The 26,142-nt window shown below is 53.5% G+C and carries 16 protein-coding genes; 11 read left to right on the plus strand and 5 right to left on the minus strand.

Annotation, left to right across the window (positions count from 1 at the left end; genetic code table 11):
- The first annotated feature begins 175 nt into the window (after positions 1-175).
- Positions 176-3,442 carry a beta strand repeat-containing protein gene (locus tag B2828_RS09200; protein WP_479633430.1) on the plus strand — a complete coding sequence of 1,089 codons (3,267 nt, stop codon included), beginning with the start codon at positions 176-178 and terminating at the stop codon, positions 3,440-3,442.
- 63 nt (positions 3,443-3,505) lie between these two features.
- Here the strand turns inward: B2828_RS09200 and B2828_RS09205 are convergent, their stop codons facing one another.
- Positions 3,506-4,633: an exo-alpha-sialidase gene (locus tag B2828_RS09205; RefSeq protein WP_479633431.1), complete on the minus strand. Its 1,128-nt coding sequence runs from the start codon at positions 4,631-4,633 to the stop codon at positions 3,506-3,508.
- 426 nt (positions 4,634-5,059) lie between these two features.
- On the opposite strand from B2828_RS09205, the gene B2828_RS09210 reads away from it, so the two are divergent.
- The 8 genes from B2828_RS09210 (at position 5,060) to B2828_RS09245 (ending at position 18,366) form a co-directional block, all read left to right on the plus strand.
- Positions 5,060-7,729, plus strand: coding sequence for a WD40/YVTN/BNR-like repeat-containing protein (locus tag B2828_RS09210; RefSeq protein ID WP_479633432.1), 2,670 nt, complete (start codon positions 5,060-5,062; stop codon positions 7,727-7,729).
- 83 nt (positions 7,730-7,812) lie between these two features.
- Positions 7,813-8,544 (plus strand): Verru_Chthon cassette protein D, encoded by a 732-nt coding sequence (gene vccD / locus B2828_RS09215; RefSeq protein ID WP_479633433.1) that lies wholly within the window; start codon positions 7,813-7,815, stop codon positions 8,542-8,544.
- 6 nt (positions 8,545-8,550) lie between these two features.
- The gene (vccB, locus tag B2828_RS09220) at positions 8,551-9,075 is read left to right on the plus strand and encodes a Verru_Chthon cassette protein B (protein WP_479633434.1); all 525 of its coding nucleotides are present in this window, start codon (positions 8,551-8,553) and stop codon (positions 9,073-9,075) included.
- Positions 9,072-10,196: a Verru_Chthon cassette protein C gene (vccC, locus tag B2828_RS09225; protein ID WP_479633691.1), complete on the plus strand. Its 1,125-nt coding sequence runs from the start codon at positions 9,072-9,074 to the stop codon at positions 10,194-10,196. The genes vccB and vccC overlap by 4 nt, the downstream gene beginning before the upstream one ends.
- A gap of 10 nt (positions 10,197-10,206) precedes the next feature.
- On the plus strand, positions 10,207-14,253 hold the full coding sequence (vccA, locus tag B2828_RS09230) for a Verru_Chthon cassette protein A (RefSeq protein ID WP_479633435.1): 4,047 nt from the start codon (positions 10,207-10,209) through the stop codon (positions 14,251-14,253).
- A 6-nt stretch (positions 14,254-14,259) separates the two neighbouring features.
- On the plus strand, positions 14,260-15,210 hold the full coding sequence (locus B2828_RS09235; RefSeq protein ID WP_479633436.1) for a dihydrodipicolinate synthase family protein: 951 nt from the start codon (positions 14,260-14,262) through the stop codon (positions 15,208-15,210).
- Positions 15,211-15,222: 12 nt separating this feature from the next.
- On the plus strand, positions 15,223-17,139 hold the full coding sequence (locus tag B2828_RS09240; protein WP_479633437.1) for a sialate O-acetylesterase: 1,917 nt from the start codon (positions 15,223-15,225) through the stop codon (positions 17,137-17,139).
- 57 nt (positions 17,140-17,196) lie between these two features.
- Positions 17,197-18,366, plus strand: coding sequence for a glycoside hydrolase family 130 protein (locus B2828_RS09245; protein ID WP_479633438.1), 1,170 nt, complete (start codon positions 17,197-17,199; stop codon positions 18,364-18,366).
- 84 nt (positions 18,367-18,450) lie between these two features.
- On the opposite strand, the gene B2828_RS09250 is transcribed toward B2828_RS09245, so the two are convergent.
- Both B2828_RS09250 and B2828_RS09255 read right to left on the minus strand, forming a co-directional pair.
- Positions 18,451-20,112 carry a hypothetical protein gene (locus tag B2828_RS09250; protein WP_479633439.1) on the minus strand — a complete coding sequence of 554 codons (1,662 nt, stop codon included), beginning with the start codon at positions 20,110-20,112 and terminating at the stop codon, positions 18,451-18,453.
- Between the two features lies 1 nt (position 20,113).
- Positions 20,114-21,460, minus strand: coding sequence for a glycosyl hydrolase family 28 protein (locus B2828_RS09255; protein ID WP_479633440.1), 1,347 nt, complete (start codon positions 21,458-21,460; stop codon positions 20,114-20,116).
- Positions 21,461-21,674: 214 nt separating this feature from the next.
- On the opposite strand from B2828_RS09255, the gene B2828_RS09260 reads away from it, so the two are divergent.
- Both B2828_RS09260 and B2828_RS09265 read left to right on the plus strand, forming a co-directional pair.
- A complete protein-coding gene (locus B2828_RS09260) occupies positions 21,675-22,640 on the plus strand; it encodes a hypothetical protein (RefSeq protein WP_479633441.1) in 966 nt (321 codons plus the stop codon).
- A 309-nt stretch (positions 22,641-22,949) separates the two neighbouring features.
- On the plus strand, positions 22,950-23,213 hold the full coding sequence (locus tag B2828_RS09265) for a hypothetical protein (RefSeq protein WP_479633442.1): 264 nt from the start codon (positions 22,950-22,952) through the stop codon (positions 23,211-23,213).
- Positions 23,214-23,352: 139 nt separating this feature from the next.
- Here B2828_RS09265 and B2828_RS09270 read toward each other — a convergent pair whose 3' ends face one another.
- Positions 23,353-24,336 carry a glycoside hydrolase family 43 protein gene (locus B2828_RS09270; RefSeq protein WP_479633443.1) on the minus strand — a complete coding sequence of 328 codons (984 nt, stop codon included), beginning with the start codon at positions 24,334-24,336 and terminating at the stop codon, positions 23,353-23,355.
- Between the two features lie 12 nt (positions 24,337-24,348).
- Positions 24,349-26,142: a glycoside hydrolase family 36 protein gene (locus B2828_RS09275; RefSeq protein ID WP_479633444.1), complete on the minus strand. Its 1,794-nt coding sequence runs from the start codon at positions 26,140-26,142 to the stop codon at positions 24,349-24,351.

Here is a 26,142-nt window from a genome sequence, read left to right on the forward strand (position 1 = left end):
AGGGGCTGAATTGTTAAAACAAATGAATTAAATTGGGCGGACGAGGATGCCGGGTGGATTGCACTTCATGGGGAAGCGTAGCAAATGTAGCCTCATGAAAAATTACCCCGCTTTTTCTATTTCCCCCCTGCACTCGGCTTTGGCGCTGATTGTTAGCGGGGCATCCGCTCTGCTCTTGACTCATGATCTGTCTGCCGCCACTGCGACATGGCAGGGAACAGGCTCAACCGTGGCTTGGGATACGGCCACTAACTGGTCGCTCGGCTCGGTGCCCGGCAGTGGCGATATTGCATTCTTCGGCAGCAGCGGGACGCAAACCCTCTCGTTAAATAGTGCACAGAGCATTGACACGCTTTTGTTTTCTGCCGCCAATAGCCGCTACACTATAGGAACGGCAACCGATGTGTCGGCTGGAGATACCTTAACGCTTAAAAATGTAACCATGGGAAGCGCCGTCACGGGGACACAAGTCATCGTGAGCAATGTGGTGGAGTCTGGGAACACCACCTGGAATATCCAAACGGGCGCGACGGGAGTGCTTCAAGTTAAAGGCAGCATCAGCGGAGCCGGATCGCTTACCAAAACCGGTACCGGTACGCTGATTTTCAATGGGGCGACAGGGCATACTTACTCTGGCGTTACAAATGTCAATCAGGGCACACTTTTGTTGGACTTTGCCAATATGGCAACGCCCAGCAATATCATCGCTTCGAGCGGCACGTTATCCCTTGGCGGCGGCACGTTGCAAGTGAAGCAACAAAACGGAGTTGCGACCTCGCAGACCTTTGCGCAAACCAATATTAATGCGGGGGCATCCTCAGTGGTTGGCACCAGCGTCGGTGCAAATGGAGTCACCATCGCTTTGGGCGGACTGACGAGAACAGCTTCCAGCGGTTCATTAAGCATTGGTTCCGGCGGCGGGGGCGGCGTTGTGAATTTCACTTTGCCGACCACGGGGAGCATCACGACGAGCAGCGTTAATGATGCGACTGGAATTCTTGGCACGTGGGCCTCCGTGGGCAACGGCACTTCGCTGAGTTATGCCACCGTATCGAGTGGCGCGATAACGGCGTATACAGGGGCAACGGCGGCAACCGCAGCAGACTTGTCCAACGTTACCAGCGCATCGACCAATTACAGCTTTGCCACGGGCGCAACCCAGACCACAAATATAACGGCCAACACGCTACGCTATACCGGCGGGGCAGCGACATTGGCCAATGGAGGCAATTCCATTACCCTCAACAGCTTAATGAACGCGGGAACCGGAGCGCTCACCATTAGCGGCGCCGGAAAACTTATCATCGGTGCCAGCCGAGAGTTGGTCATCCTGTCCAATACCAAAGACATTTCAATTTCAAGCAGCATCCAGGATAATGCCACCGGTAAGTCCGGATTGACCTATAGCGGAGGTGGAAGATTGGTCTTGGGCGCCTCCAATAGCTACACCGGCGATACCACCGTGCTTTCGGGAACACTTTACATCCCGTACGTATCTGGCGCTTCCGCGATGGGGGGAGACTTAATTGTTGGATCCTCCGGCGGCGGTCCTGCCGCGGTCGTCACCTCGCAGCAAGACTGGAATCTTTCCTTAACGGGCAGTTCGAATGTAACCGTTTACAGCAACGGTTCCGTGGACTTGGTCAATAACATCAAAGGTATTCGTAATTTGACGATTTACGGTGGCACCGTGAACCAAAGCTATCTGTATATCTCCGGAACAGTGACGATGCAGGGGGGGACGCTGGCCCAGCGTTTACCGGGATCGCCGATAGCCAGCGGATTCAAAAACGTAGTAACGCTCGCCAGTTCGTCCACAGCGGTCATTTCTGCCAATATAGCCGCCGGTAATACCATCTACAATGTTGCCGATGGTGACGCCGCAATCGACCTCCTTCAGTCAGGCACCAAAACCGCCGGATTTATTACCAAAACCGGCGCGGGTGTCATGGCTTTGAGCGCGGTCAATACTTTCTCGGGAACGACCACGCTGTCCAACGGCCAGTTGCTCTTGATGCAGGGAGCGGCACTTCAAAACAGCCCGTTGCTGATGAATGGCGGTACGCTCGTGTTCGACTCTTCGGTAGCGAGCCACGCCTTCCAAGTCGGGCAGCTATGGGGCAGCGGCAACGTGGTATTGAACGACAATGCCGCAACGCCCAACGCCGTTGCGCTTACCATAGCCACCGGCACTAATGGCACAGGCACCTATTCAGGCGCTTTAAGCGGGGACGGCAGTATTGTCAAAACAGGCACAGGCATTCAGATCTTTACCGGAGACAACACCTACACCGGTTCCACCCGGATTTCGGGCGGCGAGTTGGATATCAATGGGGCGCTTGTCAGTTCTCCCGTCCAGGTGGACTCGGGGGCAACCCTCGGCGGCTCGGGGACGATTGGAGGAAGCGCCGATATCAGCGGAGCGGTGGTTGGCGGCCTCACCTTCAGCAATGATGTAACCGTTCAAAAAGGAGCGACGGCAATGGCGGCTGCCTTTAATGGGAATATTGCAAACAACGGTTCCATCACCAGTGGATTTACGCTCCGGAGCGACAAGGTGTTGAGCGGTTCTGGTTCCGTCACTGGCGATGTGAATGTGGAAACCCGGGGCACAATCAACGGCCAGAACCTGAACGTCCAGGGGACAACGACCTTCAATGGCTTGGGCACTCTGGCGGGTTCCCTGACAAGCAACAACGTGGTGGTTGCCTCATCTGGAACACTCAATGTTACTGGCACAACGTCCAGTCATGTGACCGTTAATTCCAGCGCTACCCTGAAGGGTACCGGTTCCACTGGCGCAGTGACCTTGGTAAGCGGCACCGTGGCGGGAAGCCTCACCACTGGCGCGATTAGCGGCAGCGGCATCGTCGCTCCGGGAGGTAGCCCGGGGGTTTTGACGGCCACTTCCGTTGATCTTTCCGGGGGGATTGGGTTTAAGTTTGAACTCAAAAACGCCACGCCCACCTACAATGCCGGAAGCGGTGATAGCACTAATGATGTACTTCGCCTGACATCTGCGAATCCGTTTAATGGAACGGTGGCGACGGCGGCCAATATAGTGGATATCTATCTCGGAGTGACGAGCCTCACGATGACTGAAACCTTCCAAGGGGGAATTTTCGCGGACACGGGATCCATTTCAGATATTCTGGGTGCGACGTATAATTACTTTATATTAGGGGATGGGAATGGAAGTCATTCGTACAATGGCTCCAATTACTACACTCTTGCCGAGTTCAATAGCGAACAAGCCGCCACCTGGTCCATTACCACCGGTACCACGGTCGTCTCAGCAACTTTCTTTGACGGCTCCAATGTCTCTAATGGCACGGTGCTGGAGTTTAGCGTAGTTCCCGAACCGAGCACCTGGTCTTTGATTGCCGGTGGCGTCGGAGCATTGGTTTTCGCCCGGAATATTCGCCGCCGTATGATTTGCTAGGAGCTATTAAGGTGTACCGTAAAAAATGCCGCAGTCATTGAGGCTGCGGCATTTTTTTATAATCTATCCCGGAATATCCCGAAGAGCCACGCGCGAAATTTCAATGGCTTCCTTTTGCCGGGAGAAAATCACGTACAGATATCCGTCATGCACCATGGAATGCGGATAGCCATAGCTCCCGACTTTATGCATGCCTTCATACCTTCGTTCATAAGGCGCGTTTCCAAAAATATAATGCCTGTTGAAGCGGATCCCATCCGTGGACAGGGAGAGGACAAGCGGACTCCGTCTCCACTGCGGTTGTGGATCGGGGCATCCGATATAGTAAAAACGCCCGTCGGGAAGCCGGCCAAAATGAAATTTGGTGCTGTTATCGCTGAACTCCGTAGGCGTTGGTTTAGACCACGAAGCGCCGTCATCCCGGCTTTCCGTAAGCCACAGCATCTCGCTATTGGTCCGCAACATCATGTGGAGAACGGAGTCATCGGTTTGGAAGAAAGACCCTTCGCACAGCATCGGCACCGGCCACTGGGCCGCCTTTTTTACCAGCTCGAGTCCTTCGGAATCATCGGCAATGGTCATGCCTGAGGGATAAATACCGCTCTGGGTCCAGCCGGTCAGGCCAGAGGCATCATCGGAATAGGGAAACATGATATTGCCAGAAATAATCAGGCGGCCGGATGCGATCGCTTGGGGGCCGTGGTTGGGAACAATCGGAATTTGCGTATTTATAAAATCGCTCCAGATGTTGCCGTCGATGGTTGTGCTAATCAGCATTCGGGTATGCATGTGCCCTTTGCAATTAAAGGGGCGCACCCCATTGAGCAGCGCATCAGGGGAGTACTCGAAGGCGCCAATGTAGGCCACCAGTTTGCCGTCGTGCTGGTGAAAGCCAGCGGCGGTTAGAACTGTTTCGGGGCCGGGTGCAGCGTGGCTGCCGATCAGCGGTTGAGGTGTGCTCCAATGATGGAAATCTACGCTGCTGGCTGTCAGAACTCGCTGTCCCAAGTCATCTTCGTTGACTCGGCCATTCGACCAAATCGCGTGGAATTTGCCGCGAAACCAGGTCACATGGGCGTGATGGGAAAAGCTCCATCCTGGCTGGGGATTGTAAATCCAGGCGCTTTCAACCGGTAGTTGTGGATATCCGGCATCCGGATGGTATTCATTGGAAATGGGTGAACAAAGCATGGGCGGGTCTTTTTTTGGTAAAGAGAGAACTAGTCAATACGCGTTGGGCGCATCCGCAGTATTGGCGTGCTGAAAGGCGCTGGTAAATGGGGAATCTTACTCCGGTCTGGAATGTTTTAACAATCCGGCGTGAACCCACAACGATCCCCCGGTTTTGAGGAAAACCATTGTGACGAGCGGCGAGGCTTTGCTTTTCTCTGCAATATTGAATTCTTATGCTTGCTGAATTCTTGGCGTTTTTCCATACCTCTTGAGAACGGTTGGTTTGTTTAAACAAAATGCCGAGTAACGGCTGGATTTCGTCTCATTTTGGTTTCTCGGTACAAAAGGGTGGATTATCTCTAATGGCAAGTTCATCCCCCATTCAGAGATCCCTATTTGTCCGGGATCTGTTTTTGAAAAAACCATCATTGCGAAGTAGAAATAATGTATATCCCCCAGAATATGAAGAGATCTATACAAAGCCAGGCCGCTTTTAAATCCATGCGCATTGGCATTGCATGCCTGGCTGCATCCCTTTGTCTCAATCCGGACGGTGGATTGCGTGCTGCCGAGCCACAGTGGGAAGCCTGCGGATGGGGCGGCGGCGGTTACTTTTTTTCCGCGGTTTATCATCCCACCAAGGATGGAGTGATTTATATGGGCGGCGACGTTGGCGGTGCCTATAAAACGACCGATCACGGCCTGAACTGGCGGAGAATCAACAATGGGCTGACCAACTATGGCGTCTTTTCGCTGGCGGTCGACCGGTCGCATCCCGATACAGTGTTTGCGGTCACGGTGGGCGGACTCCATAAAAGTACCGACGCAGGAGAAACGTGGCAGCTTATTCCGAAGACCGGCCGTAACGATTTACGGATCACGGCGGAGCGTCACCGTAGTGTCCGCGCCGTTGCGGTCGCCCCGGACAATGGCAACAATGTTTATGCCGCCAGCCCGGGCGGTCGGGTTTACAAATCCATCGATGGCGGGCAGACGTGGGCGGTCACATTTGAGAAGAAAAACGACGGTGCGGAGCCCGATGTGCTTGCGCTTCAATTCGGCAAAGTCACGGCAGGATATTTTGGCGTTATCTCGCTTCCGCTCACGCTACCCAGTGGCGTCAAATCCGAAGATACAATCGGCATCGGCTTCACATTTAAAGGAGATAAAACAGCGCCAAAACAATTCTCGATGATTCTCCGGATGAGCGATGTGGGCCCTTACCGCAGCAAGAATATATCCGACTGCTTCAAAAATGATCAATGGCAGGACGTGGTTTTGAAAGCAGAGGATTTTACGGTCGACCCGGATTTCGCCCGCAGCAATCCGGAGAAAGCCGCGGGCATGCCGGAGCATCCCAATTTTGCCAAAATCAAATCGATTGACGTTGCGTGTTCTGGAAATCTTCCCGCAGAGGCGTCCATCGCAAAATTCAAGAGCTTCTTTTTTGCGGTGACCCACGCGCCGGACGGCCGTGAGGGAACCGTGGAAAAGCCGGTGCTTGTTACAGCAAGGGACTTTGTGAATGACAAGAACGTCACCAGCAATGGCAATGTCCATTTGGGCGGAGCCATGCCCGGCGGAATCTATGCTGTGGCTGTCGCTCCAAAGAAAACGTCTTGCGTGGTTGCGGCTACTGAGGACGTGGGCCTAGTCTTGAGCGAGGACGCAGGGCAAACCTGGCGGGAACTCAACACCCCCAAGCGGGCCTCAAGCGCGGTATTCGCCGAGACCGATCCCTCCGTCATGTATGGTTCGTTTTTCACCGACGGCATCTGGAAATCCACGGATATGGGCAAAACCTGGGTCCGCGCATCGGAAGGGCTTCCTCAGGGGGCTTCCATTCTCGAAGTCGCCGTCAGCCCTGTTAACACGCAGGATGTCTATGCCATTGGGTCGCAAGGAACGTTTGTTTCAAACGACGGTGGCGCAACCTGGAAAAATCCTGGCAGAAGCCGCGCGGATTTGGTGTCCAATCCCACGCTTCATTACAACGTGGCGGCCACTCCCATGCAGATGATGTCGCGGGGAAGCAATGTGACCATCGATCCATGCAATCCCAAGGAGATCTTCATCAGTCAGGATTGGCGTCCGGCCTTAAGCGGGGACGGCGGTGTAACGTGGAGCGAGCGCAGCCGGGGTGCGGACATCACGTGCGTTACGGACATTCGCTTCCTTGGCGGTAAGGTCTACGTTACCGCAATGGACGAGGGTTTGCTGGTAAGTGAAAATGATGGTCAAAGCTGGAAACAGCTCTCGCCGCTAAAGCACGACAACAATCTTAGCGGTCACTATTGGCGTGTTGCCGTGGATCGCATTGGCGGCTCCGATCGAATTCTCAGCTCCATGTCCAGTTGGTATGCAAAGCAGCGCCATGTGGTCTATAGTCAAGACGGAGGCAAGACCTTCCGCGATACTGCCGCTGGTTTGCCCGACTATTTGCTGACCCGCAATACGATGTGGGGACAAGGGCATCCCCGCGCTCTGGCTGTCGATCCCAATCAACCAAACGTGGTTTATATGGGCATCGACGGCGATCCGGTTGACGGCAAGGAGGGCGGCGGAATCTTTAAATCCACAGATGGCGGCATCCAGTGGCAACTGTTGCCAAGCCAGCCCGCCAGCCGCCGCATGTTCAACGGTTTGGCGGTTGATCCCACCAATTCCAACCGGATTTTCTGGGGCGCTTGCGCGGAAAAAGGCGGTCTCTACCGCAGCGAAGACGGTGGCAATTCCTGGACCAATGTTTTCAACAAAGATCAATGGATTTTTAATTTGCTGGTCACCAAGGATGGAACCGTCTACTGCCCGGGCAAAAACTTATGGCGTAGCCGGGATCATGGCAACACGTGGACCAAGCTGACTAATTTTACGGGCGAGCGTGCCGTTTGTGCCCTTGAAGTCGATCCCCGCAATTCGCAAACGATCTGGATATCAACCGTAACGTGGAACGAAAGCTCCAACGGAGCGGTCTATAAATCCACCGACGACGGGAACACTTGGAATGAAATCACCGGAAACCTGGCATATACGAAACCCTTTGTTCTTCGCTTCAATCCCAATACGAATGAACTCTGGGCCGGTTGGGTCGGGCTTTCCAAAATCAAGCAATAGTTGTCAACGGGACTTTGTTTGACGGACCTGATTCCTACTGATAAACAGCAAAAACGGTTATCTAGTAGCCTCCCAATAGACGTATGAAAGCCTCCTTCCCCCCAGGAGAGTCCCTTCACTCCGCAAGGCAAATCCACAATTTTTTGGATTGCCTGTGGAGGGCTCGCGCAACCGCACCCGGATGCGCGAAGGCGTTCACGCTGATCGAATTGCTGCTAGCGATGGCAATTGTCGCAACCCTCATTGGATTCGCAACTCCCGCGACCATGAGTGCATTGCGCGGCTCCCAGCTATCCCATGGATCAATGGTCGTTGCCGAACAGCTCAACTTGGCCAGGCAGACCGCGCTGGCTACAAACCGAAGCGTCGAGGTACGTTTCTATCAATATGCGGATTCGAGTGCTTCCATGGAGCAGCCATCGGATCCGAATACCGGAAAATTCAGGGCCGTGCAGTTGTTTCAAATTCAGGAATCGGGATCCGCCGTGGCATTGGGAAAACTGCGATATCTTCCATCGGCGATCATCATTGATTCGGGATCCCGCCTTTCAACGATCCTTGGGGGATCCCAGGCTAAAACGTGGAATCCTATTTTGGACCCCCAAGTGAATCTGCCTAGAATTGGAATGAGTTATAACTGCCGGGCGTTCCGATTTCTTTCGAGTGGAGCGACCAATCTTTCTCCCTTCACGGCAACCTGGTTCTTGACCTTGCACAACTTGCAAAGCGGTGACGCTCTGGCAGCGCCTCCGGCGGATTTCTTTTGCATCCGTATCGATGCAGGCAACGGCCACACTCAGACCTTCAGGCCATAGGTTCGTATGAATAACAAAGCGTTGAAAAAATCCAAGAGGTTCGCGTTTACGCTCGTTGAGGTAACTCTGGCGATTGGAATTGTCGCCGTTGCGATCGTTCCCGTGTTTGGATTGATCCCGACGGCACTTAACACATTCCATAAGGCCATCGATGCCTCCGTGAGCACACAGATTGCGCAGCGGTTGATCAACGATGCACAGCAGACCGATTTTCTGACATTGACCGGCGGGGCCACGGGGCGTTTCGCTAGAACGCCGGAACTACGTTACTTTGATGACCAGGGAAATGAACTTACTGGAACCGACACCACGGGCGCGATATACCAGACACGTGTTGTGGTTGCGCCGAATACCCAGACGACCGGATCCGGATCCGGCAATCAAAACCTTGCAACCGTAATGGTGCAAATTGCCAACAACCCGCGGAACGCCATGCTGCAACCCGACGGGACAACGCTTTTGTGGCCCCGCGCCAATACGGCTGGGATTCCAGTTGTGACTTATTCCGCGATCGTCGCGAACAACCAATGAGGGGCCGTTTCATCCAATTCTTGCGGGGCGGCGGTTTTACACTTGTCGAAATGCTCGTTTCGATGGTGATCCTCACTTTGTTATTACTTATGTTGGTGTCCATCACTACCGCGACACAGCGCACTTGGGCTTATACCAATGGCAAAGTGGAGCAGTTCCGGGATGCCCGGGAAGCGTTCGAATCGATGACGCGTAAGCTGAGCCAGGCAACACTTAACACCTATTGGGACTATCACTACCCGGCCAATGCCACCAGTACGACGCCTCCGGATGGCTACATCCGTCAGTCGGAGTTGCGTTTTATTAGTGGAAATGCAGCCACGCTGACCGATTCCCCTAGCCTTCCTTCGCATGCCGTATTTTTCCAAGCTCCTCTGGGGTGTGTGAATTCCACGACAGACTACGGAAACCTGAATGCATTGCTGAACACATGGGGCTATTTCATTGAGTTTGGAAGCGACAAACCGTGGTGGCCCGATTTCGTCAGCAGCCTGCCGCATCCTCCGGCGGAACGGTACCGTTACCGAATGATGGAACTGATGGAGCCATCCGATCAGCTTTCAATATATTCCTATACATCGGGCACCGACAGCAGCGGGCTAAAAGCCTATAACTACAACGGCAATGAGTGGTTTACCAACTCGATGCTTTCTGCAGACCGGCCCGTCCGTGTTTTAGCGGAAAATATCATCGCCCTGATCCTGATTCCCAAACTGTCATCTCAGGAGGATCCGACCGGAGCCAAACTAGCCCCGGCCTATCTGTACAACTCAGGCACCACCGGTGCAGCGGCCGGTCTGACAGGCACTGCCGCCGCCGCCGTGGACAGCAAAAACCAACTTCCCCCGATTATGCAAGTCACCATGGTCGCCGTGGACGACGCTTCTTTCAGCCGGTTCTTGAAAGGAAATACGGCGGCTCCATCCGCATTATTCTTGGACGGTGGCGGTCATCCGTTGTTTCAAAGCGTTGGGGATATGGTCGACAGTGCGAATCCCGGCTACGCACAAGATTTGAATACGTTGCAGAAAAATCTGCGGGCCAAGAGAATCAATTATCGGGTTTTTACATCGGATGTCAGCATCAAGGCTGCCAAATGGAGCCGGTTGATGACCAACTAGATTATTATGTATGAAGTTTACTTCAGAGCGTAGCGGAGCGGCCCTCGTCCTGGTGATGGGCTTTCTGGTCATGATCACCGCGCTGGTCATCGCTTTCTTTTCATCGGTCTCGACTGAGTTCAGCGGTGCGCGGCAATACGCCGGTGGGGCAACCGCCAAGCAACTGGCCGACTCCACCGTGCAAACGGTCATCGGCACCATCAAGTTGGCCACTTCGGGAACGACCTCCTCCGGAAACACGGCGTCCTGGGCTTCGCAGCCAGGCATGATCCGGACCTACGATACGGCTGGCGCGGAGGTCGCCTGCTACAAACTCTATTCGTCGGATTCGATGATCGTCACCGGACCAAGTACCTTTGATGGGTCGAGCGATTTCGATACCTCCTGGGCAAGCAAACCGGCCCTGTTCACTGATTTGAACGCTCCCATTGTATCCGGCACGCGGACGGTATTTCCAATTCTGGATGGCAACTCGGTCAAGATCCTGACCAAGACGCCCTCCGGTGCGGATACCACACCTTATCTCGGCTACGATGCGAATAGTGATGGATTGCCAGACGTGTATGGCTTTGGAATTGATCCATCCAAAGTGAACTACGACAGCGGCCTTTCGGTATCGGCAACGAATACGCCAGTGCCCATGCCAACCAAGTGGATCTATGTCTTGCAAGACGGCACGCTGACCGCTCCAGACGACACAAGCGCGAGCATCGCTACATTTAACAACGCTCCTGATGGAAAGAAGCCAACGGCGACCAACCCGATCACCGGGCGAATGGCCTTCTGGACTGATGATGAAACCAGTAAGGTCAATATCAATACCGCCTCGGAGGGTTCCTACTGGGATGTCCCCAGGGTCAGCGGTTCAGGAGCCAATTCGCAGGATCGCCAAATGGCACTAAGCCAGCCAGTAAACCATGAATTCCAGCGTTACCCCGGCCATCCGGCAACCACGTCGTTAAGCGCGGTGTTCCCGTTGTTATGGTCGGGTACGGACCCGCTTCAAAACGAGAGCATCTACGCGATAACCCCACGCGTCTCCGGCGGTGGTTCCGTGGGTGGAACCGTTATCACGGGATCTGGGGCGTTAGCGACAGCCGGGAGCATCAATACTGACAAAGACAGGCTCTACGCGTCCATTGACGAGCTGATTTTTCAGCCGACTCTAGCTTCCGGAACCCGGCCAACCCAGGGGATTCCGGAACCGATGCTGGAGCGAGCGCGCTTTTTTATAACCGCATCGAGCCGGGCTCCGGATGTTAATCTTTTCAACCAACCACGCATTTGCATCTGGCCAATCTCATCGACATCAGGAACGGATTACCGCACGGCCTTCGACAACGTGTTTGCCTTTTGCTCCACGATTGGCGGCGACATTTACTATTTCCAGCGCAGCAATCCCGACAGCGGCACCGCCGATCTGCCCAATGCCGGGGCGGCAACCGGACTGGGACGAAACCGGATATTGCTGGATTACCTCCACCACTTGACCTCGCTTCCGATTCCGGGATTCGGCGGAACACTCCAAGCCAAATATGCCACACAAACCGCTGGCGGCGGCACGGACTGCGACCAAATTTTGACGGAAATCTTCGACTATATCCGCTGCACGAATCTGAATGACAGCGGCGTTACCACTCCGTTCGCTCTCGGGACAACCTCGGGGAGTTGGCAAGGAATGGGGTTTGGACAAGTGGTTCCTATTCAGGACGGCGTCAGGGGAACCCGCGGGCTTGGGCGTTTTCCCACCATTGACAAGGCCTTTTTCATGTTCATTGGCAATGCGCAGAATCCGCTCCCGTCATCGACCAATTCGATTATCATCTCAATGCCGACGCCCGCCGATATGAATTTCTATGATACGGGCACCAATGCCTCCGGCGTTCTTGACTCACGGATGCGCGTGCAAGCGGGCTTTTTCATGGAGCCGTTTTGCCCTTCGTATGGACACACCTTCATCATGCCAAAATTCAAAGTTGAGGTATCGGGATTGAATAATATTAAATGGGGCGCGCTGACAACGGGTACCGCTACCAATGCAAACCTACCCCAGGGTAGCGGCACAACGACGGGAACCGTTATCACCGCGCAGATCCCCTTCTCCACCGTGCCCTCCGGAACCTTTATGACGCCACCCCGATATCCGGGGCCAGCTTCAACGGACCCGTGGGCGTGGAGCATGCTGGCCACCAATACATTTATCGGCGGAAATATGGGATTTGAGTCGCTGGTTCTTGGGAAAGGCATAGCCAATTCGGGAAGCTATCCTTTCATCTCCACCACGGCGACCTCCACGGGCACCGATGCAACGTCCACTCGGATCGTAACGACCAGCGATATTCGCACTACAGACAAAATCTATTTCAGTGGCGGGGATGTAGTGTTCAAACTTTATAATTCTGCTGGAACTACGGTAGTTCAAACCGGAACCCTAAGCTTTCCGCCTTCTCCCACGGGAGGCTGGCCCCTGCCGAAACTCGCGTCGACAACCCCCATGGAAGGGAAAGTCAAAGGTTCGGGGGACCGGCTGGGCAACTTTCGCTTCTTTGTGACCGGTGCAACCACAGTCATGGCGAAGGCTTCAAGTTCCAGTGCAATGGGGGTTGCCGGCGTCGGAGGGCGCCTCAATTCCGTGGGAAATGGCACCGGCATTTTTGAGCCGGGAGCGTGGATTACCGACGCCGATGTGGTGCGTTCCATAGAGATTGCGTCCGGCGATCCCCGCATCGCCGCCGCCCGAGCTGGTGTATCGGCCGCCAGCTATGCAGCACATGCCAATTACTTTACCGGCAACACGATGGCACATAGCCTGCGCACCGCCGCGGGTTATCCATTCTATGGAGCAACGGTTGGCCGGTTATTCAACTTGGGCCTGGCTTCCGCATCCTTAACAACAACATCATACCCGAACTATTGCTCCAGCCTCACAGGGAATTATTCCTATCAGCATAATGTGGTGACCTATGATACGGGGAACCCTTCCACAACGGGAACGGGAATCTATGTCGGTGGTGCGACTGATTTCCGGCAGATTCCGGGCGACTGGGACAACGCCTATGGACACGCCGCCGATGGCGCCTATATCAACAAGGCGGACGAAGGAGACGGTAACGGAAACGGAACATCCATTCCCTATTACGAATGGGCCACCAGTGAATTGAGCAACACCACATCAACGCTCTTTTCTCCAAATCGCCAGGTCCCATCCGCGGTTACCTTTGGCTCGCTTCCTTCGGGCGTCTTTGCCAACAAGCCATGGCAGACACTGCTGTTCCGTTCGCTGCCGGCCGGGCATCCCGGTTTGGGGGTGTCCGTTACGGGGACGAACGATGACGGTCCCCCCTATAGCACTCCTCCCGATCACTTGCTTTTGGATTTGTTCAACATGCCTGTCGTCGAGCCCTACCCTATTAGCGAGCCGCTCTCGACAGCGGGACGCATCAACATGAATTTCCAGATCGCTCCCTTTACCTATATCACTCGATCCACCGCTATCCGGGCAGTGCTTAAATCTGAACAGGTAATCGCCATTGCTGATGCTCAGTCCACAGCGTACAAAAATAAAAGCACCGCCTCTATTCAGGTCCGCTACCCCGTTAATGCCGATGAGACCCTAAAAGGGTTCACTGCGCGGTTCAGCAAACACGATCTTTTCCGTTCGGCTTCTGAAATCTGTTCGATTCATTTGGTGCCTGCGGATTCGTCTGATGCCAATGCAACCTACGAAAAAATGCCCGACTATTGGTTAACGCACAGGCCCACAGGGGATAACAGCCGAGAGCGCCCTTACGCCACCATTTACCCGCGCCTCACAACAAAGTCCAATACGTTCACGGTATATTTCCGCGTGCAGACTCTTCAAAAAGGAAAAGGAAGCGCTGCCGGGGTATGGGATGAAAAGCGTGATGCAGTGATGAGCGAATACCGCGGGTCCCAAACCATAGAGCGATACATTGATCCCGCCGATACAAATATTCCCGACTATGCGCAAACCAATACGGCGAATCCGATTGATATGTACTATCGCTTTCGTGTCCTGAATTCAAAAAAGTTTTAATTTCCAATGAACCTTAATTTATCTTCCAAGCCCAATCTTAAAGAAACATCACCGATAGCAAGCGGAGTGTGGCCCGTAATGCTAACCCCTTTTCAGAAAGACAAAAGCATCGACTGGACGGCTCTTGATACGCTAGTGGACTGGTATATTGACGCGGAAGTCTCCGGCTTATTTGCCGTCTGCCTATCCAGCGAAATGTATCATTTGTCTGAAATGGAGCGGCTCGATATCACTCGGCGTGTGGTACAGCGCGTGGAAGGACGTGTGCCGGTCATAGCAACAGGAACCTTCAGCGGTTCGATCGAAGAACAGGCAAATACAGTGATTCAGGTTTCGGAATTGGGCGTGGATGCCGTTGTGGTAATTTCCAATCAACTAGCCACAGAAGATCAATCCGACGCTGTTTTCATCGAGCGTGCCGAAGCTTTACTAAACGCTACCGATGATATTCCGCTTGGATTTTATGAATGCCCGGTTCCGTACAAGCGCCTTCTTTCCCCGGAGATTCTCCAATGGGCTGCCGAAACAGGCCGTTTCATATTTCACAAAGATACCTCATGTAGCCTTCCATCGATTCGTGCCAAACTATCCCACGTAGCCGGCACCCCGCTCCGCTGGTTCAATGCGAATACACCGACGCTGCTTGATTCCCTCAAGGCTGGAGGCGCCGGATATTCTGGTATCGGTGCCAACCTGATGCCTCATCTATATGTCTGGCTTTGCAAAAACTACAAAACGAACCCCCTGCTTGCTGGGAAACTCCAACAGTTTCTCAGCCTGTCTGACGCGGTCGTCCGTTACAAATACCCCGCGTCAGCCAAACAATTCCTGGTGGCATCCCGCGTGCTTTCGTCTGCGACATGCCGGATCGATATTCCCGGACTATCCGAAGAAGATGTACTCATACTTGGTGCCCTTGAAAATTCTTTTGCCGACTGGCTCCACACACTAAACTAGTATTCTATATTTATGAGCCTTTCCCTGGCCTCGCTGTTTCAAGATCATGCTGTTATCCAAAGAGGCGTATCAGTTCCTGTTTGGGGGTGGGCGGATCCGTTCGTCCATGTCAGAGTTTCACTTGGTGGGCACACGGCAGAGTGCATCGCCAATGAACGGGGCGAATTTTATTTGCAATTGCAGGAACTCGCACAAGAAGGCTCTCACAGCCTGGTTGTGGAAATCGTAGAATCCGCCGAACGGCTTGAGATCCATCACCTCGTAGCCGGAGAAGTCTGGCTTGCTTCGGGGCAGTCCAATATGGAATGGCCCTTGGGAAAAAGCTTGCCGTTGACGGAAAAAGATATCGCCAGCGCACAATTCCCCCAGATACGCTTCTTCTCCGTGAGCCCCAGAGCACACCTCGGTCCGCACCGAACGGTGCATGGAACCTGGAAAATCGCATCCCCCGAAAATGCGGGGCCGTTTTCTGCGGTCGCATATAGCTTCGCACGTAAGCTCCACCAGACATTAGGCGTTCCGATCGGCATTATATCATCATCGTGGGGAGGCAGCATCATCCAAAGCTGGCTTAGCCGATCGGCATTGGCTTTTAATCTCCATACCCGGGACTGGCTATCCAAATACGAAAGCGAGGCGTGGACCTCCCAACGGTGGATGCACATGGGGAAGCCCGGGCTCGATGGCCGCGTTTGCGCGTTGCCAGCCGATCCCGGAAATACGGGGATGGAGAACGGATGGCATCTCCCGCCATTCCAAGATTCAAATTGGGAAACAATCGATTTACCTGCAACATGGCAGTCCGCCGGGCACAAGCATTCAGGAATCTACTGGTTTCGCCGCACGCTACACATTCCCGCCGAATGGATTGGGAAAGAACTAGTGCTGCGCCTTGGCGCAATCGACAAACAAGATATTACTTATGTCAATGGCGTCGAGATTGGTCGGACGGGAAAAGACTTTGAAGACAACCTTTGGGATCAGCCACGCATTTATCAGATTCCCGGCAAACTAGTGGCCCGGGCAACGCTTACTATAGCCGTCCGGGTGTACTCATTTGTCTATAATGGCGGCCTGACAGGTCCATGCGAAGCGATGGTGTTGCACCCACAGGGGAATCCCAACCAGGCAAAAACCATCGCGGGAACATGGCGTTATCATTGCGAACACAATTTTGGATATATTTCGGAGTTTCACCTGACCGGCCACGGCGAACGCAATTCGCCGCATATGCTGTATGACAATATGGTGCATCCTCTCGCACCATTTCCGCTGCGTGGCGTCCTTTGGTACCAGGGGGAGAGCAATCTGGAAAACGGGGATAGCTATGCTTCGCTATTAAAAGATCTCGTCCAGGATTGGAGGCGACTTTGGGGTGATCCCAGCCTCGCATTTCACCTTGTCCAACTACCGGGATTCCAATCTGCAAAGGCCCATCAAAGCGAAAGCCAGTGGGCGCGTATCAGGGAAGCGCAGTGCGAGATTCTTTCCGTTCCACATACCGGAGTCTGTATCACGATCGACCTGGGCGAGGCCGGAGACATTCATCCAAAAAATAAAATCCCAGTTGGTGAACGCCTCGCCCAAAGCGTCCTTGTTGGCGAGTACCACCAGGCCGGGGAACCTTGTGGGCCAATTTTCGAAAAGATCACCATCGACGGCAACGACATCCGCTGCATTTTTCGGCATACAGGGCCATGTCTTGCGACTTTTGATGGTGAACCGCCTCGACCATTCTATATTGCGGGAGAAGACCGGATTTTTCATCCAGCAGAAGCCAGAATTCAAGGATGCGAAATCCTTGTTCATAGTCCCGCTGTACCCCACCCCGTAGCTGTTCGCTATGCGTGGGCGGACAATCCGGAAGGATGCAACGTGATCGGCGGAAGCGGATTGATGGCAAGCCCGTTCCGATCTGATAAATGGTAGACGGTTCAATGCTCTTCAACATTTTTGAAATAACGCCGAACCTACATTTAGCAATCCATGCAAAATTCATTTTCCGAACAGCTTTCTAAACTACGGCATCAATACGATCTCCTGATTCAAAAGAAAAATGAACCGGACCCCGCATGGTACAACGGGATCTATGAGCGTTACATGCATCCGGTCCTAACCCACGCTCATGTGCCGTTGGAGTGGCGATTTGATCTCAACGCCAAGACCAATCCTTGGCTCATGGAGCGATTGGGAATCAATGCCGTTTTTAATGCTGGAGCCATTGAGTGGAACGGTAAAATTCTCCTTTGCGCACGAGTCGAGGGTACGGATCGGAAAAGCTTCTTTGCAATGGCTGAATCGGAAAACGGGATCGATAACTTCCATTTTTGGCGCGAGCCGTGTGTCATTCCAGAAACGGAAACTCCTGACACCAATGTCTACGACATGCGTCTGGTAAGGCATGCAGACGGCTGGGTGTATGGGCTTTTCTGTTCCGAGCGCCGAGATCCGAAAGCACCGACTGCTGACCAGTCTAGCGCGCTGGCCCAATGCGGCATCGTTCGGACACATGACTTTAAGAACTGGGAGCGAATGCCAGACCTCAAGACTCCATCCGCACAACAGCGCAATGTCGTATTGCATCCGGAATTTGTCGGGGGAAAATACGCCCTCTATACCCGTCCGCAGGAAAGTTTTATCGATACGGGATCGGGCGGCGGAATCGGATGGGCACTTTGCGATTCCATGGAATGCGCTTCCACCGGCGAAGAGAGCATCATTGACCGGAGAATCTATCACACTATTAACGAGGTAAAAAATGGGCAAGGCCCCGCCCCCATTAAGACCGAAGCCGGGTGGCTGCATCTTGCCCACGGTGTCCGAAATACCGCCGCGGGTCTTCGATACGTCCTTTATCTATTTTTAACGGACCTGGAGAATCCCACTCGAATCATCGCAAAACCGCAGGGCTACTTTATTGCACCAATGGGCATGGAACGAATCGGTGACGTATCCAACGTGGTATTTAGTAACGGCTGGATCGCGAGAAAGGATGGCACGGTTTTCATTTACTATGCGTCTTCAGATACGCGCCTACACGTTGCGACCAGCTCTATTCCTAGGTTGTTGGATTATGTTCAAAACACACCTCAAGATGGCTTGCGGTCAGCCGCATCGGTGCAACAGCGGATCGCACTGATTCGCGCGAATTCGTAATTTCGATTCCAGCTAGGGGCGGCGATTTCTACCCGCGTTACCTTCAGGAACTCATGCCTGTTGCATGAGTTCCCGAAATCACAATTATTGCCGAGCCAAAGCTCCCAACCAGGCACCCGCGTGCGTGATCCAGTCCTCGTCGGTGAATGTATAGGGACCGTCGGAATCGAGGCTAGGCTCGATATCATATGCAAACTGTTCGCCCGTGCTAAAACCGTTGCAAATTGATCCCCTGACATTGAGATAGCTTCCTGCCGTTCGGCGCCCGATGCCATGGATCATGCTAACGGGTTGGGCTATCCCCTTTGGCACATCCGCGCTATACATGTGGGATGCAAGAACGCTCTCCGCGGTAATACCCGCATTCAGTCCCGCAATCCATTGCAGATTCCCGGCGGTAATATTTCGAAATTGCGGATCTCCAAAAAACTCCTCAAATTCCTGAGCCAATACTGCGGCCAACGCATACGCTCCATTCATCCCATGCCAAAGCCCGCTGAACCAGAGAAGGCCAATGTCGGAAAAGTATCCTAAAGGAAGCAAATAAAACGGGTTTGCCGAACAAGCAGGAAGAAAATAGCCGTAGGCAAAATCATGGATCGCCCGGATCCACGAGGCCGCATTCGGGTGGTCCGGCCATATGCGGCACATCTGCAGTAGTGGCACAAGATAATGTGGATAGTGTCCCCCGGCGTCGACACCGATCTTCCCATCGTCCACGCTGTGAATCCACGCCTTTTCAGTAAATGGCGAAGCTTCAAACGTTCTGAAGTGCCCGTAAAATCCGCCTTCCGCATGCTCCTGGGTGACCTGGCGGCTAATGATACGTGCCGCAATAGAAACCGCACGTTCGCGGAATTCATCCTTCCCGGCGAGAGCCAATTCTATCGCGGCCCAGCAGAGCATTAATAGGTCGCGGGTCATCCATTCTTTGGGAACCACATAATCCGCCGCTGCCCCGTGGTTGATTCGGGAAAAGCCGCCGGCCGTGGGGTCCGTACGTTCCAGCCAACTATAAGCTCGCATCGCCCGCTGCAAATATTCCTCTTTTTTGCCCACATGCTTCCTCGACAAGAGCCGGGACGCACGCACCCAGGCTAGGGCCGCTTTGGTTGCGTCGCCAATGGTGGTGATGTCTTCATACACCGGCTTTTGGTGGGAAATGGATCCGTCGGAAAAGCCGAGTTCCGCCGCTCGATCCTGAAGCAGAGCCAGATAGTCGCAGCCGGTAATGGTCTGCGCTTCCAATCTTTCCAACTCTTCGTCCGATATCCTAGCGGATGCGAATTCCAGCAAGTCGCAAAATCCGATGACAAGCGCGGCGTGGCTATTGGCCTCTTGCCACGCAGCACCGCAGTCTTGCCAGCCCACTCGGTTCATCGCCAGCCGCGCGCGTCGTTCATTTTGTTCCAAAGCAACCGTTTTCCAAGTTTGCTGCCACAGAAGCCGCTCCCCAATGTCAAACCGATCACTCCGGTATTTCGCTTCGTCGCAGTCCAGTATCCCCAATTCAAAGGCACCCTCGCCATGGAAATTGGAGAAATCCGCCACCCACCAATGCGTTCCCCATTTTGGTCCCCAGTACGTCACGGGGCCCGAGAACACCGCCATTCCCTCAGAATCCCGCAACTCAAAGATTGCCGATGGAGACAAAAACGAAGCTACAGGTCCGCGCACCAACGCCCGCATGGGCCAGTCTTGGTCGTAGCCAATTTGCGAATATAGAAATCCCGATACAGAATTCATTTTAGCAGAACGTTATATTGGAAACATTGCGCGTCACAAGGTCGAGCATGTCGGCATCATGTATCTGGCGTCCTCCAAGTTCAAAATTTTCGAAATGAATTTCCTTTACCGAGTGCGCACAATTGTAGCCGGAAATAATACTCAATGTGTATCCCGCATTATGCTCGTTTTGCATCGCATGGATGTTTTTGAGTGTCACATTGCTGATATGGCCGCGCTCAGCATCGATATTCCACCGGGATTGCAGCACGCGAAAATCCACAAGCGTGTCAAAATGGTGTTCAATGCGAATGTTATCCCAGACAACGTTTTCGACGTGGGCTCGATCTCCATTGTGAATTCCAAAGACCGCTCCAAACTGATGCACCGCCAAGACATCATTATTTTCAAACCGGATGTTCCGGATATGTTCCGTTGTCGTCTCATATCCAATTTCCATGGCCGTCCCGCCATGAATGTTGTAGAAGAGGCAATTCGATACGAGCACGTTTTCCACCGTGCCAACCCAATCCCTGCCGGGAGGGCAATCCGGGTTTTCCGAGCGGTTTGTGGTGGCCTTGATCGCAATGTTGTCGTCTCCGTTGTGTAGGCAACATCCGGTGACATGGATGTTCCTTGACCCCACGATATCCACTCCATCGGAGCTGACGTCATCGGCAATTTCACGCACTCCAGATACCGTAATGTTGTCGCAATCCCCAAGCACCACCATCCAGTGGCAGGGGCTGAGCAACAGCACATTTTCGATCTGCGAATCACTGCAATGATCAAATACGATGCACTTGCGACGGGAGTTCAAGTGCTCCAGCCAAAAGCTTCCCTCCAGGATTCCGTACCCCCCGACACGAACTCCCGACGCGTTTGAAGCACTGATGCTGCCGCGCACTACCGCCCCAGGTTCTATCCAGCAGACATCGCCGGATTTAAGAACAATGAGTCCTGCGTCGTGGATCTTTCCCGCCTCAAAACGCCGGACATTCGGCCCGGCAGGGATCTCTGCTACCGGAGCAAGAGCATAAATGTAGAGCAATGGGGCTCCTTCGATTTCGACTTGAATGTTTTGAGGTGCCTGAAGTTTGAAGGAAATCTGGCCATCATCCAAGCACGCCGCGATGCCTAGTCGCAACGGGCGAACCATTACGCGCTCGCACGGCCCGTTTACCTTGATCTCAATGGACACCTCCCCATCGGCTTCGAATGCCGTATGCTGGGCCGCCGAATGCGCCAATACATCAAGCGCGATGCCGTTGACGGTTACCGTATAGACGGCTGAACGGAGCAGAGACTGAGGATAAATGTGCGGCTTTACTGTTGCAGGATTCTTTTCTGTAAATCTGGATAAGTTCATTGCATTGAAATTTTTGAAAAATCATCGAGGGCAAAATAAAATGATAAATGTGATCATCCGTCATGCTGCCCCCTGCAATAGCTTGCCAATAAATGACTTTCCGCACGATCTGCCGGGCCTTTCTGTTAAAAAAGCACACCCCAATGTTTGAACATTTTAGCCAAGGCCGTTGCCAAGGCGCCCGCAATCAAGCATCGTCGCATTCTCCATTCCCATGATGTACAGGAATATCCAACGGTTGGTTTGTCTTTTGGTTTCAAGTATTTTATTGCTCACCGAGGCTCGTTCACAGGTGGATTACGATTACATTGGCCCCGTGGAAACATTGGACAACGGAGTTGTATCTCTGGAGGTCTCGTTGAAAACAGGCCGGATCGTTTCCTTTCATAAAAAGGGACAAAAAAATTGGCTGGCCGTATGCGACGAACCTCCCATCCCAAGCTGGCATTGGAATCCCTGGTGTGGCGACCGCATTTGGCCCACCGCCCAGTTCATGTTCGGTGACATTTATGGGAACCCGGGAGCGGACCCTGTAATTGACGGATCTCCGTGGACGTTGGTTAGCAAAAACGATTCTATGATAGAGTACGTGAGCGGAACTAGTCCTCAACTGGGGTTGCAAATCCGCCGCCGTGTCGAGATCCTCCCTGGAAGCGCTGAAGTCCTTCAGCTATTCACGATCAGCCGCATTTGCGAAAGCAGATTTCCCGTTCATCTATGGGCAATTACCTCGGTCGGTTATGGCGATTGCATCCTCATGGAATCCGATCCGGCAAAACGCTATCCGGGGCAGATGCCTTTTAAATGGTGGCCAGAATTCTCCTCAACGCAACCGCGAGCTTATCTATTAGATGGAGTGGATGCCGTAGCCGTTCCGTCACCGGATAAACCGCTCAAGATTGGAACTTACGGCCGCTGGATTGCTCAAGTCCGGGGCTCCCGTGCATTTCTCCAGACCATCCCTTACAGCCCCGAAGAACCGTATTTGGAGGAAAGCAGCTTACAAGCCTATCTCAATCCCGTCACTCACACGTATGAAATCGAAAACCTCAGCCCGGCTTGGCACCTCCAGAAAGGCGAAGTAAGGCAATGGAGGGTTCACTGGAAACTATTAGACTTGCCCAAAGAGGCAACAACAGAAAAGCAGAAATCTCTCTTTTTGATGAAAGAGCAAAAGTGAAAACCAGCCCTGAGCAAAGCGCGAAACCCAAAGCTCCGAAGAGTTGCCTACTTTCTATAAAAGCATCCATACCCTGAAACGATCAAACACATACATCACCGATAATTGCGAATATTGCTGCTCGACTTCTGGCCAAGGCCCGGGCGCTTCCTTTTCCCCTTTTACCCGCAAATAGAAGCCCTCATATTATGTGGCTATATCGTGGGGACTAGTTCTTAACAGAGTCATTTCTATCAACTCGAAATCGAATGTGGGGAAACCTCTCTGCGCGCTCGACGAACGGTCCATTCGCTATTTCTTACTCTGAAAATGGGCCGTTACTTTGTTCCAGTAACATCAATGGTGGTTACAGAGTCGCCCGAGGCTTGCGAGCCGGGGTGTTTGATTGCGTGGATCCGAGTCTCCGATTGTTTTCCGGCGAAGATCCAAATTGGCGAAACAACCCTCATTTTTTCCGGCCCGTCCCCTTTTCCTAGCGCCGTGGATTTACCGCCGGACATTGCCGCAAAAATAGAAAAAATGAATGAGCAAACAAACGCATTGAAGCGAATACTTGATGGGGAACAGAACTAAGCAGCGGCCCGAAACCGCTATTCTCTTGTAAGCACTTGGTCATCAAGTAAATCTCTGATAATCATGCATCGGAAACGCCGCGATATCACATATTGCCGTCCGGCTTCCGGTGGTCGCAAAAGTCTCTGTGCTGTTTTCTCTAACATGCCCTAACATTCGGGTGCTCCTTCGCCTGGGGTGTCCATGTCAGCGTTGCTTTAACGGTATTACCGTCAATAACCAATGGATCGATCACTAAAGAAACTCTGTCGCAACTTAGGTTAAATCTAGATGCGCCTTTTTGGGTGCAAATTCCAAGACAGGAAATCCATAGTTGGCCATCCGGTCCATTAAAAGGCGCGCCATGCCCCACTCCGCAAAATGGCACCTCCTGCGATTGCGTGTACGGAATATTATTTCTTTCACACGCGCTCTCGTCTTGGGCGCCGTAAATAGGGTTCGGGGATTTTATCCATGGACCTTTGATCGTTGGAGCGGTCGCATAGCCCACTTCATAACCACGAGTCCATGAAGAATAGAGCATGTAATAAATGCCATTGCGTTTGAACACTTGCGGTCCTTCTACCCCGGCGGCATCCCATTCTCCAGCTTTCCCTTTTTGGATGACCGTAAAATTTGAATTTGGCACGATGCTATGAGTTTCCAGGTCAATCTCGCAGCCTTCAATTCCCCAGGAAAACAAATACACTTTGCCGTCATCGTCAGCAAACAGGTTGGCATCCCCCCCGGCCAGCGGTTTGTCCCTGGTCAAAACCGTGTATGGCCCGGCGACTTCGTCCGCTACCGCCAACCCGATGCCAAGATGACTGCTATTGGGAATGTTGGAGGTAAACGTCAGGTAAAAGCGGCCTTTGTATGGAAAAATTTCGGGAGCCCAAAACTTCTCCTGATACCAGGTGTCTGGCGCGGGCTTGATGGCGTGTGCCGCAAATGTCCAATTTTGAAGGTCTTCGGATCGATATATTTTCACCCCCGGATGGGGACATCCCTCTGGCGCAAAAAACGGTTCGCAGGTGCCGGTCATATAGTACGTCCCCTTCACCTGGATGATTTGTGGATCGCGTAAGCTTGGCGATCCATGGATGGGGTTTTGATAGGTAAACGATGAGAGGGAATTTTTCATATCGCCTCGATTTTATGCCCGCTGCGTATCGTGTTTGAAATGGATTAGCCCTGAGACGGGAACGGCCAATGTGCTAATGCCGGGAGTCAGCGATACGGTCGCGCGACTTTGAGGTTCTCCCAGGACATTGTACGTTTGCGTTTCGTAGGCGCCTGGCGTGGTGTCGCACTCGATGACCACGCGAGGTTGCGCCGTCGCGTTGATGAGCCAGAATTCATCCGGCAGCTTTCCGGAAAGCGGGGCGACGACGTCGGAGTAGAATGCGCCGATCCAGCAAGAATCCGTTTTGGCCAGGACAAAGGGATAGAGCAGTTCAGGATGTTGCGGTTCCAGTTTCCCGTCGAGGAGCACTTCCCGGTGTTCGCGCCAGAACTGAAGCCAGAAGCGCAACATCCGCTGGTGGTCGCCGGGAATTTCATCAAGCTTGACGGAAATTTGCGGAACGGAAAACAGAATGTTCAGCAATTGCAGCGCGGCGCTTTCAACGGGTTCGTCCCGGGACCACATGAGCATGTCGGAATGGGTGGCGGTGTTGCCCGCGATCAGGCGGATGTCGAGGGTGCGTGTGCGGTTGGTAACGGCGTCATTGGGGCAGTCCGCGGCGCGGAACAGGTTCCCGTAATGCCGCATGAGTGGCCCGACGTAGCTTTGCCGGAACTCAATGAGAACGCCCGGTTTGATGGCGCGCAACCGAACCATGGTGTCGCGTAGGAGGCGATCCACGGCGGCGGGCACAGAGTCGATGTCGTGGGCCGGATTGCGCTCTTTATAGTTCTCCGCCGTGGGGGTAAAGCTGTCCACGAAGTCGAGCTTGAGGCCGTCAAAATCCCATTCGCGCACGGCTTTTTCGTAAAGGGCGATGAGGTATTCGCGCACTTCGGGAAAACGCGGATCGAGGACGTGGGCCTTGCACCAGGCGACCTTGCACAGATACTTGCCCTCAAAGCGTTGGAAGGCACGGTCGTATTCTCCAATGAAGGGGACGGAGAACCAGAGGAGGCATTTCATCCCGAGAGTGTGGATGCGGGCCACGTGAGCGCGCATATCGGGGATTTTAGACGGGGCCACTTCCCAGTCGCCGCAATGGGCATAGCCGCCGGAATTATCGTCGGTTTGCCATCCGTCATCGATGATCACGGCCTCGCATCCGTAGCCCTTGGCTAGTTCGCATTGATGTTCGACGGCGGCAGCGGTAAGGTCCTGGTGAAAGCTGTACCAGGTGGAGTACATGGGCATCCGGCCAAGGTCGGGAACAGGCGCTGGGGTGATGTCGGGCAGGGCGGCCCACCAAGCCTGGACTTGATCGAGCGCCTCGTGGTAAGGGATGGCCCGGCGGTCCACGCGCAGGGTGGCCCGGTATTCCCGCAAGGGAGCGACGGGCTGGACGAAAAAGTCGACGCAGGCGACGAACGTTGCGTTGTGCTCGCGGATTCTGGACGCCATTTCAATATGATTTAGTACGTCCGAACAGGCGAAAGTGATCCGGTTGGTCTGCGCGAGGTTGTATTGACAGATGACCGGGGCTTGTTCGGTGGCTTTGGATCGGAGCGGCTGTTCCCACGGAACTTCGAGCCACCGTTTTGGGCCACAGGCCGGGGTCCATTCATACTGAGTATCCACGATCGGCTGGCTCCAGGTCAGCTTAAACGGTGATGGCGTGGCAGCCTCGTCGGATTCAAGGATCAGGTGGACAAGATGGAGCCCTGGCTCAAGCTCTTCGGCTTGCAGGCAGGCGCGGAAGGGGCCACTCTCGCTTTCGAGTTGGTAATCGATACCGTCGATTTGGATGGAGGTTAAAAAAGGCAT

The organism is Spartobacteria bacterium UBA695 (assembly GCA_002298145.1).
Taxonomy (GTDB): Bacteria; Verrucomicrobiota; Verrucomicrobiia; order Chthoniobacterales; family Chthoniobacteraceae; genus UBA695.

What these genes read in the sequence shown, in the direction of transcription:
- B2828_RS09205 (WP_479633431.1), bottom strand. Translation starts at nt 4,633, where the DNA reads ATGCTTTGTTCACCCATTTCCAATGAATACCATCCGGATGCCGGATAT.
- B2828_RS09210 (WP_479633432.1), top strand. Translation starts at nt 5,060, where the DNA reads ATGTATATCCCCCAGAATATGAAGAGATCTATACAAAGCCAGGCCGCT.
- vccD (WP_479633433.1), top strand. Translation starts at nt 7,813, where the DNA reads ATGAAAGCCTCCTTCCCCCCAGGAGAGTCCCTTCACTCCGCAAGGCAA.
- vccB (WP_479633434.1), top strand. Translation starts at nt 8,551, where the DNA reads ATGAATAACAAAGCGTTGAAAAAATCCAAGAGGTTCGCGTTTACGCTC.
- vccC (WP_479633691.1), top strand. Translation starts at nt 9,072, where the DNA reads ATGAGGGGCCGTTTCATCCAATTCTTGCGGGGCGGCGGTTTTACACTT.
- vccA (WP_479633435.1), top strand. Translation starts at nt 10,207, where the DNA reads ATGAAGTTTACTTCAGAGCGTAGCGGAGCGGCCCTCGTCCTGGTGATG.
- B2828_RS09235 (WP_479633436.1), top strand. Translation starts at nt 14,260, where the DNA reads ATGAACCTTAATTTATCTTCCAAGCCCAATCTTAAAGAAACATCACCG.
- B2828_RS09240 (WP_479633437.1), top strand. Translation starts at nt 15,223, where the DNA reads ATGAGCCTTTCCCTGGCCTCGCTGTTTCAAGATCATGCTGTTATCCAA.
- B2828_RS09245 (WP_479633438.1), top strand. Translation starts at nt 17,197, where the DNA reads ATGCAAAATTCATTTTCCGAACAGCTTTCTAAACTACGGCATCAATAC.
- B2828_RS09250 (WP_479633439.1), bottom strand. Translation starts at nt 20,112, where the DNA reads ATGAATTCTGTATCGGGATTTCTATATTCGCAAATTGGCTACGACCAA.
- B2828_RS09255 (WP_479633440.1), bottom strand. Translation starts at nt 21,460, where the DNA reads ATGAACTTATCCAGATTTACAGAAAAGAATCCTGCAACAGTAAAGCCG.
- B2828_RS09260 (WP_479633441.1), top strand. Translation starts at nt 21,675, where the DNA reads ATGATGTACAGGAATATCCAACGGTTGGTTTGTCTTTTGGTTTCAAGT.
- B2828_RS09265 (WP_479633442.1), top strand. Translation starts at nt 22,950, where the DNA reads ATGGGCCGTTACTTTGTTCCAGTAACATCAATGGTGGTTACAGAGTCG.
- B2828_RS09270 (WP_479633443.1), bottom strand. Translation starts at nt 24,336, where the DNA reads ATGAAAAATTCCCTCTCATCGTTTACCTATCAAAACCCCATCCATGGA.
- B2828_RS09275 (WP_479633444.1), bottom strand. Translation starts at nt 26,142, where the DNA reads ATGCCTTTTTTAACCTCCATCCAAATCGACGGTATCGATTACCAACTC.